Origin of the sequence: Streptomyces sp. NPDC088350 (assembly GCF_044753545.1) — a bacterium.
In the GTDB taxonomy this organism is placed as follows: Bacteria; Actinomycetota; Actinomycetes; order Streptomycetales; family Streptomycetaceae; genus Streptomyces.
Window position 1 is genome coordinate 253191 of the sequence record NZ_JBIVNL010000008.1, and the last position, 7795, is coordinate 260985.

Consider the following 7795-nt stretch of genomic DNA (forward strand, 5'->3'; position numbering starts at 1 on the left):
GCGCTCCGCTCGCCCTCGGTCCTCTCCGGCGCTGCGGCTCGACGCCGGCCGCGACTCGGCGGACTCGCGCCGAGTGCAGCGTGAACCCGATCCGTGTCCCCGCCGCAGGGGAGACACGGATCGGGTCGTCACAGGGTCAGGGCTTGACCGGCCTGCCGCGTCCCCACGCCCAGGCGAGGCGGTCGGCGCCGGACTGGTTGGTGGTGGCCAGCCAGGGGCAGGACGCGTCGCCGATGAGCTTCTGGATCGAGTAGGTGTCGTCGGTGCGCAGGCCGGGCCAGTAGACCGACCCCATGCCGAGCTTGCGGAAGGTGTCGGTGTCGGCCTGGATGAAGTTGACCGAATTGTCGTCGGGGGTCGGCACGTTGTAGTTCAGGCCCGTGGTCATCGGGGCGCCGAACTCGTCGGCCACCGTCCGGTTCGCGCAGTCGCCGAGGCGCTCCTTGAGGTCGCTCACCCACTGGTCGTAGGTGGCGTAGCTCTTCCAGAACCCGTAGTGGTGCAGCGAGAGGTAGGTGCCCTTCAGGCGCGGGTCGGCGCAGACCGTGGTGACGTGGTCGTTGTAGCCGGCGCCGCTGACGAAGACCCGGTTGCGCGGCACCGAGGAGTAGGTGTCCAGCCACTTGGCGGCGAGGTCGGCCCACTCGGCGTCGGTGTAGCCGTGGGGCTCGTTCATCGGCTCGAAGTAGACCCGCTCGTTGTGCTTGTAGGCCTTGACCACCGTGTCCCACATGGGCCAGTACGTGGCCGGGTCGTCGATGAAGCCGTCCTTGTTGGCGCCCGTGCCCTCCCAGTACGACACGATGACCTTGAAGCCCTGCGCCGTCGCCGCGTCGATGACCCCGCGGTACGACTTCCAGTAACTGCCGTTCACCGTGTACGGGTTGATGGGCAGCCGCACCGTGTTGGCGCCGAGGTTGGCGCGGAACGCCGCGATGACCCGGCTCGCCTTGGAGTACGTCTGGGCGTAGGTGTCGGAGAGCGACAGGCCGGACAGGACGACCGGGTCGTCCGCGTAATTGTCGCGCGGGTCCGCCCAGTTGACGCCCTTGAACTGGGACGTGTTCGTGCTCGGCGCGGCGGAGGCGGGGCCGCCGGCCAGGGTGGTGCCGGTGACCGCGGCGATCGCGACGGCCACGAAGGTGGCCCGCAGGCGGGTTCTGGCGGGGTTGGTGCGCATCGACTTGCCCTTTCAGGAATGGCGACTCCGCGCATGGCGAGGCCTGCGCGCGGCTGAGCGGCCGTCGGAACCGGTACCGGGCGGGACGGGCGGTGTCGGCTCGCCGTCCGCGGACCCGGTGGGCTCGGTAGGTGGGGGGAGTAGGGAGTGAGGGCGCGAGGGTCCGGCCCTGCTCGGTGGGAGCCTCCTGTCCTCCGTCCGCCACCGGCCGCGACGCGGTGTTTACGTAAACATCCCGCGGTCGAAAGCCCGGCCGGAGCTGCCGGTCGGGCCGACCTGGAGATGTTTACGCAAACATGGCGGCGCCGGAATCGTGGCATCCGACACCGCCCTCGTCAAGGTTTCCCGCACGTAACGTCGTTGGCGCCCACGACGGGTCTACGGCTTGATGCCCACCCCGGTCCACAGGCTGACCTCGGCGTCCGTGGGCGGTTCCGCGGCCGTGGCGTCCTCGCCGGCGGCGTCGGGGCGCCAGCGGTGGCCCACGGCGATGCCGGGGTCGAGCAGTTCGAGCCCGGTGAAGAAGCGGGAGACGTCCTTCTGGGAGCGGAACTGCACCGGTGTCCCGGCGTTGTTGTAGATCGACGTCACCTTCTCCCAGGTGGCGGGGGCGAAGTCGGGCGTGCAGTGGCTCACGGCCAGGGCGCTGCCCGAAGGGAGGACCGACAGCAGTCGCGCCACGAGCCCGTACGGGTCCTGGGCGTCGGTGACGAAGTGCAGGAGCGCGTTGAGGGAGAGCGCGACCGGCTTGCCGAGGTCCAGTACCTCGGCCAACTCGGGGGCGTTGAGCAGGGTTTCGGGGTCGTTGACGTCCGCCTGCACATACGTCGTGCGGCCCTGACGCGTGCTGCGCATCAACCGCTCGGCGTACTTGAGGACCAGCGGGTCGTTGTCGGCGTAGACCACGCGGGCCTCGGGGACCACGGACTGGGCGACCTGGTGCAGGTTCGGCTCGGTGGGGATTCCGGTGCCGATGTCGAGCCACTGGCGGATGCCGTGCTCCCTGGCGAGGACACGGGTGGCCCGGTGCATGAACGCGCGGTTCTCGCGGGCGCAGACGAAGATGGCGGGGTAGACCCCCGCGACCGTCTCCGCCGCCTGCTTGTCGACCTCGAAGTGGTCCTTGCCGCCCAGGTAGTAGTCGTACATGCGGGCCGAGTGCGGCCTGCTGGTGTCGATGTCCCGCGCGGCGGGGGCGTTGGTCATGCTCTCCCTCTCAAGTGGTGTTGCTTCGGCGTCTCGGGCAGGTCGCAGCCGGGACGGCTCCGATTCCCCACGCCCGTGGTCCGGTTCAGCCCGCCGTCAGATGGTCGGCCAGGCCCCGCTTCACTCCGGCGACGAACGCGGCCATCTCCTGCGGCGTGTAGATCAGCGCGGGTCCGGCGGGATCGGTCGACTGGCGCAACGCGACGCGGCCGTCGGCGAGTTGCTTGGTCTCCACGCACTGACCCCCGTTGGGACCGCTCCAGGGGCACTCCCAGCCCTGCTCGCCGAGGTTCGACGCGGGCATCCCGTTGTAGACCATGTCGTCGGTGGTGGTCATGAGTACTCCTTGCGCATACGGTTCAAGAGCGCCTTGCTGTCCGCGGACGAGGTCAGCAGCGACATCCTGTTGTGCGCTTCCAGGTGGGCCACGACGTCGGATCGCTGGTCCAGGTACATGGAGGCGGAGAGGATCTCGCTGTAGACGATGTCGGGCAGCTCGGGTTCCTCGAACCGGAAATAGGTGAAGGGTGCGCACGCCCCGACGTGGGCACCCGCCGAGAACGGGACGATGTCAACGCTGACGTGGTCCAGTTCCGAGACCTCGAGGAGCCGGTCTATCTGGTCCCGCATGACCGCGGGAGTGCCCACCACCCGGTGGAGCACGGCTTCTTCCAGCACCGCCCACAGCGTGGGCGCGTCCGGCCTCTCCAGCAGACTCTGGCGGCGCAGACGTAACTGCACCCGCCGTTCCAGGTCTTCGTCGTTGTCGTTCGGGAAGCCGCCGCTCAGTACGCCACGCGCGTAGTCGTACGTCTGGAGCAGTCCCGTCACGTAGTGCGGCTCGTAGGTACGGAGGGTCTTGGCGCCGGTCTCCAGGCTCACATAGGCGGTGAACCAGCCGGGCAGCACATCACGGTAGTCGTGCCACCAGCCGGGCTGGTTGGCGCGCTCCGCGAGGGTGACGAACTCCTCGATCTCCTGGCGGTCGGCGCCGTAGGTCTCCAGCAGCTTCTCGACATAGAGGGGCTTGAGGCCGACCTCGGCCTTCTCCAGCCGGCGGATGGTGAGGGACTTCACCCGCAGGGCCCTGGCGGCGTCCTCCAGGGACACGCCGGCACCCTGGCGCCGCTCCTGCAGCCGCCGGCCGAGGATCATGCGGAGAACCGTGGGTGCACCGGTGCCGGTGCCCGAACGAGCTTCGCTCACGCCCAACCTCCTGAGGGAATGTCACCAGTACCAGTCTGACAGCGACTTGATGATGTCGCCAGACGGAAACCGCCGATCTGAAATTATCAGGGAGTCGGTTGCAGCTTGAACTGAGCTATGGGCATAGTTACTTGCGTGAGCGATCCAGGCCGCTCGCCGGAACACCCCAGGTCCGGTCGGCCAGTTGCTGACCTCGTGCGGCTCCCCGCCTGCGTCCGCCCCCGATGGAAGGCGAACCACCGTGTCCCCCCACACGACTCCCTCCCCGCAGCTTTTAGACGTCGCCAGCCCGGATCTGGCGCACTGGCTGGAACTCCCGGCGCACCGCTCCGGCGTCCGGGTCGCCCGGCACGCCATGGGCGCGCGGCTGACCGAGTGGCGCGTGCCCGAAGCGGTGCGCGACGACGCGGTGCTGCTCGTCTCGGAGCTGGCCACCAACGGGGTGTGCCACACGCCCAGCACACGGCTCCTGTGCGGGATCGGCCTGATCGCCGACCGCAGTCTGCGCATCGAGGTGCACGACCACGACTACGCGGGCACCAGCCTGCCCGACTGCACGCCGTGCGCCGACGACGAGAGCGGACGCGGCCTGTTCATCGTGCAGGCGGTCGCGGACACCTGGGGGGTCGACCGGTCGGCGCTCACCGGCGGGAAAGCCGTGTGGGCCACTCTGTCCCTCGGTTGCTGAAGCCGGTTGAATGGAGGGGTGAGGACGCCCGCGGCCTGTTCAGGTGGTCGCGGGCGTCAACTCGGCGAGCAGCAGGGTGCGGTCGTCGGCCCCGGGCGCCGCGGACGGGGCCCGCAGCAGCCGCTCGCACAGCGAGGCGAACGCGTCCGGGCCGCCGTTCGGCGCGGGCTCGGCGGCGGCCGTGTCGAGGGCCCGGGCCAGGCCGGCGATCTCCTGGTCGATGTCCGTGTGCCGGGACTCGACCAGCCCGTCGCTGTACAGCAGGAGCAGCGACGGTTCGGAGACCTTCAGCACCGTGGCCTCGTAGTTGCCCGTGCCGAGTCCCAGGGGCAGCCCGGGCCCGGCGAGGGTGACCGGCGCGGCCGGTCCGTCCGGGCCGCGCAGCAGCGGGGGCGGGTGGCCGGCGCCGACCAGCGTGCAGGAGTGCGATGTCGCGTCCCACTCGGCGTACATGCAGGTCGCGAAGGACGCGCCCGGGGTGTCGTAGGCCAACTCGTCCAGGCGGCGCATGAGTTCGGCCGGCTCCATGTCGAGCCGGGCCAGGGTGCGCACCGCCGTGCGCAACTGGATCATGGCGACGGCGGATTCGGGGCCGTGGCCCATCGCGTCGCCGACGACCAGACCGACCCGGCCGCCGGGGCGCGGCAGAACGTCGAACCAGTCGCCGCCGATGATGTTGCCCTGTCCGGCCGGGAGATACCCGTGGGCGATACGGCAGCCGGTGAACGCCTGCGCAGGGTCCGGGAGGAGGCTGTTGCGGATGGCCAGTGCGGTGCGGCGCTCGCGTTCGTAGCGCCGCGCGTTGTCCAGGGCCACGCTGGTCCGGGCCGCCAGCGACTCCGCGGCCACGGCCTCGCCGGGCAGGAACGGGTGCCGGTCCGGGCCGCGCGTGCAGGCGATGAACCCGACGGTGGCGCCGCGCAGTTGGAGCGGCACGACAAGGAAGGACGCCGTCCCGAGCAGATCGTCTATGCGCTTCGCGTCCCCGCCCGCCGAGGCCAGCAGCCGCTCCGAGGTGTGCTTGTCCACTCCGTCGAGGACCTGCGTGTGCCCGGTGGCGAGGGCGCGGGCGTACGGGGTCTCGCGAGGGAAGACGACCACCTCACCGACCGGCAGCACACCGTCCCAGCTCTCGGGCGCCTCAGCGCCCACCCGCACCGCCAGCCTCCGCGCCTCGATCTGCGGCGGATCCACGGCGGGATACGCGTTCTCCTCAAGAACCCACCGCTCCAGCAGATACACCGACGCCGCGTCGCAGAACCCGGGCGTCAGCGCGTGCACGACATGGCTGCCCGTCAGCCGCAGATCGAGCTCCGAGCCGATCACGTCCGCGGCGGGGGCGAAGGCCTGCCTGCGGCGTGGGGGCCCGGCGGCGGGTGCGTCACCGTGGTGACGTCGCGGTTCGTTCCGCAGGGTCGTGCCTTTCCGGGTGGGGGACCGGCCGCGTGGCGTGGGGGCAAGCGGTCTGCCGTGCGTTCATCAACTATATGATGACGCGTCAAGGATCTTTGGGTGAAGGGGAGTTGCCGTGCCGGTCGATGGAGGTCTGCCGCAGGGGATCGATCCCGGCAAGGCGAGTGTTGCCCGAATGTACGACGCCATGCTCGGCGGTGAGCACAATTTCGCCATAGACCGCGAGGCGGTGGCGGCGTTCACGGCCATCGACCCCCAGGTACGCACCCTGGCCCGGGCCAACCGCGACTTCCTCGGCCGGGCCGTGCGCTTCCTGGCCGACTCCGGGGTACGCCAGTTCATCGACCTCGGCTCGGGCATCCCCACCCAGGGCAACGTCCACGAGGTCGCGCAGGCGGCCAGCCCCGGAGCACGCGTCGTCTACGTGGACAACGACCCGGTCGCCGTGGCCCACAGCGCCTCCCTCCTCGCCGGCAACCCGGACGCGGGCATCGTCGACGGCGACATCCGGCGCCCGACCGAGGTCCTGTCCTCCCCGCAGGTACGGAAGTTGATCGACTTCGACCAACCCGTCGCCGTACTGATGATCACGATCCTGCACTTCGTCACGCCCGCCGAGGACCCGGCCGGCATCGTCGCCGCCTTCCGCGACGCACTGCCCGACGGCAGCTGGCTGGCCCTGAGCCACGCCACCAACCAGGACCGCCCCGACACCGCCGCGGCCGTGGGCCAGCTGTACCGCTCGAAGGCCACCTCACCGGTGACCGCCCGCTCCTACGAGGAGATCCTCGGCCTGTTCGACGGCTTCGACCTCGTCACGCCCGGCCTGACCTACGTCCCGCTGTGGCGCCCGGACCCGGGGGACGAGATCCCGGAGAACCCGTCGGAGTACTGGGTCTACGCGGGGGTCGGCCGCAAGGACGCGTGAGCCGGCGGGATTTGACCCGAGGAGGGGGAATGGGTCGCGGGAAGCGGGGCAGGGGGCTCATGTCGGTAGTTCGTTCGGACGAATGGGGTGGGCGATATGGCAGCCGTGACGGCAGCGGAGGCACCGGGCACGGCAGGACTGCGGGTGGCGGCCGAGGAGGCTCTCCCGTTGATCGCGGAGCCGTCGAAGGTGAGCCCGAAGGACGCGCGTGAACTGTCGCGCCAGTTCTTCGACCGGCTGGCCTCCCTGGAGGAGGGCACCCACGAGTTCCAGTACGTGCGCAACACCCTGATCGAGATGAACCTCTCCCTCGTGCGCTACGCGGCGGCGCGCTTCCGCAGCCGCAGCAACAACGAGATGGAGGACATCGTCCAGGTCGGCACGATCGGACTCATCAAGGCCATCGACCGCTTCGAGCTCTCCCGGCAGGTGGAGTTCACGTCGTTCGCCGTCCCCTACATCGTCGGCGAGATCAAGCGCTTCTTCCGCGACACCAGTTGGGCCGTCCACGTACCGCGCCGACTGCAGGAGGCCCGCGTCGAGCTGGCCAAGGCCACCGAGGAACTCCGGTCCCGCCTCGGTCGTACGCCGACCACGCGTGAGCTGTCCGAGCTGATGTGCCTGACCGAGGAAGAGGTCATCGAGGCCCGCAAGGCGTCCAACGGCTACACCTCCTCCTCGCTCGACGCGGCGCTCAGCTCGGACGCCGGTGCCGAGGGCGAGACGGTGCTGGCAGACGTCATCGGCGAGGACGACCCGGGGATGGAACTGGTCGACGACCTCAGCTCGCTGGCCCCGCTGATCGCCCAACTCGACGAGCGCGAGCGGCAGCTCATCCACATGCGCTTCGTCGAGGAGCGCACCCAGGCCGAGATCGGCGAGGAACTCGGCATCTCCCAGATGCATGTGTCCCGGCTCATCAGCCGTATGCTCCGCCGCCTTCGCGCGGGGCTGCTCGGCCCCGCGGTCGCCTGACGGGCCGTATCCGCCCAACAATCCGGCCTGTTGGGTGCATTCACCCACCCCGGATGTCCGTTCTGCGGCACCCTCGTACCGTGGCCGGGGGGGCCCCCCCCGGGGGGGGCCCGCCCGCGCGGGGGGGGGGGGGGGGGGGGGTGTGGGGGGGGGGGGGGGGGGGGTTGGGGGGGGCCACCCCCGCCACCGACGGGCGGGG

At 70.4% G+C, this 7795-nt stretch carries 8 protein-coding genes; 3 read left to right on the plus strand and 5 right to left on the minus strand.

All coding sequences use genetic code 11. The annotated features are described in order from the left end of the window. Positions 1-136: 136 nt before the first annotated feature. The 4 genes from ACIQBL_RS28790 to ACIQBL_RS28805 form a co-directional block, all read right to left on the minus strand. On the minus strand, positions 137-1180 hold the full coding sequence (locus ACIQBL_RS28790; protein ID WP_401946163.1) for a glycoside hydrolase family 5 protein: 1044 nt from the start codon (positions 1178-1180) through the stop codon (positions 137-139). A 378-nt stretch (positions 1181-1558) separates the two neighbouring features. Beyond that, entirely contained in the window at positions 1559-2386 is an 828-nt protein-coding gene (locus ACIQBL_RS28795) for an SAM-dependent methyltransferase (RefSeq protein ID WP_401946165.1), read from the minus strand. Positions 2387-2471: 85 nt separating this feature from the next. Further along, positions 2472-2723 (minus strand): DUF397 domain-containing protein, encoded by a 252-nt coding sequence (locus tag ACIQBL_RS28800; RefSeq protein WP_401946166.1) that lies wholly within the window; start codon positions 2721-2723, stop codon positions 2472-2474. Further along, on the minus strand, positions 2720-3592 hold the full coding sequence (locus ACIQBL_RS28805; protein ID WP_401946168.1) for a helix-turn-helix domain-containing protein: 873 nt from the start codon (positions 3590-3592) through the stop codon (positions 2720-2722). The genes ACIQBL_RS28800 and ACIQBL_RS28805 overlap by 4 nt, the downstream gene beginning before the upstream one ends. Positions 3593-3833: 241 nt before the next feature. Between ACIQBL_RS28805 and ACIQBL_RS28810 the strand changes: the two genes are divergently transcribed. Next, positions 3834-4280, plus strand: coding sequence for an ATP-binding protein (locus tag ACIQBL_RS28810; RefSeq protein ID WP_401946170.1), 447 nt, complete (start codon positions 3834-3836; stop codon positions 4278-4280). Between the two features lie 39 nt (positions 4281-4319). Here ACIQBL_RS28810 and ACIQBL_RS28815 read toward each other — a convergent pair whose 3' ends face one another. Beyond that, positions 4320-5606 carry a PP2C family protein-serine/threonine phosphatase gene (locus ACIQBL_RS28815; RefSeq protein ID WP_401946171.1) on the minus strand — a complete coding sequence of 429 codons (1287 nt, stop codon included), beginning with the start codon at positions 5604-5606 and terminating at the stop codon, positions 4320-4322. A 202-nt stretch (positions 5607-5808) separates the two neighbouring features. Between ACIQBL_RS28815 and ACIQBL_RS28820 the strand changes: the two genes are divergently transcribed. Together ACIQBL_RS28820 and ACIQBL_RS28825 are read left to right on the plus strand one after the other, a co-directional pair. Continuing rightward, the gene (locus ACIQBL_RS28820) at positions 5809-6621 is read left to right on the plus strand and encodes an SAM-dependent methyltransferase (RefSeq protein WP_401946173.1); all 813 of its coding nucleotides are present in this window, start codon (positions 5809-5811) and stop codon (positions 6619-6621) included. 96 nt (positions 6622-6717) lie between these two features. Next, complete coding sequence (locus ACIQBL_RS28825) at positions 6718-7596, plus strand: SigB/SigF/SigG family RNA polymerase sigma factor (RefSeq protein WP_401946175.1); 879 nt, start codon at positions 6718-6720, stop codon at positions 7594-7596. Positions 7597-7795: the final 199 nt, after the last annotated feature.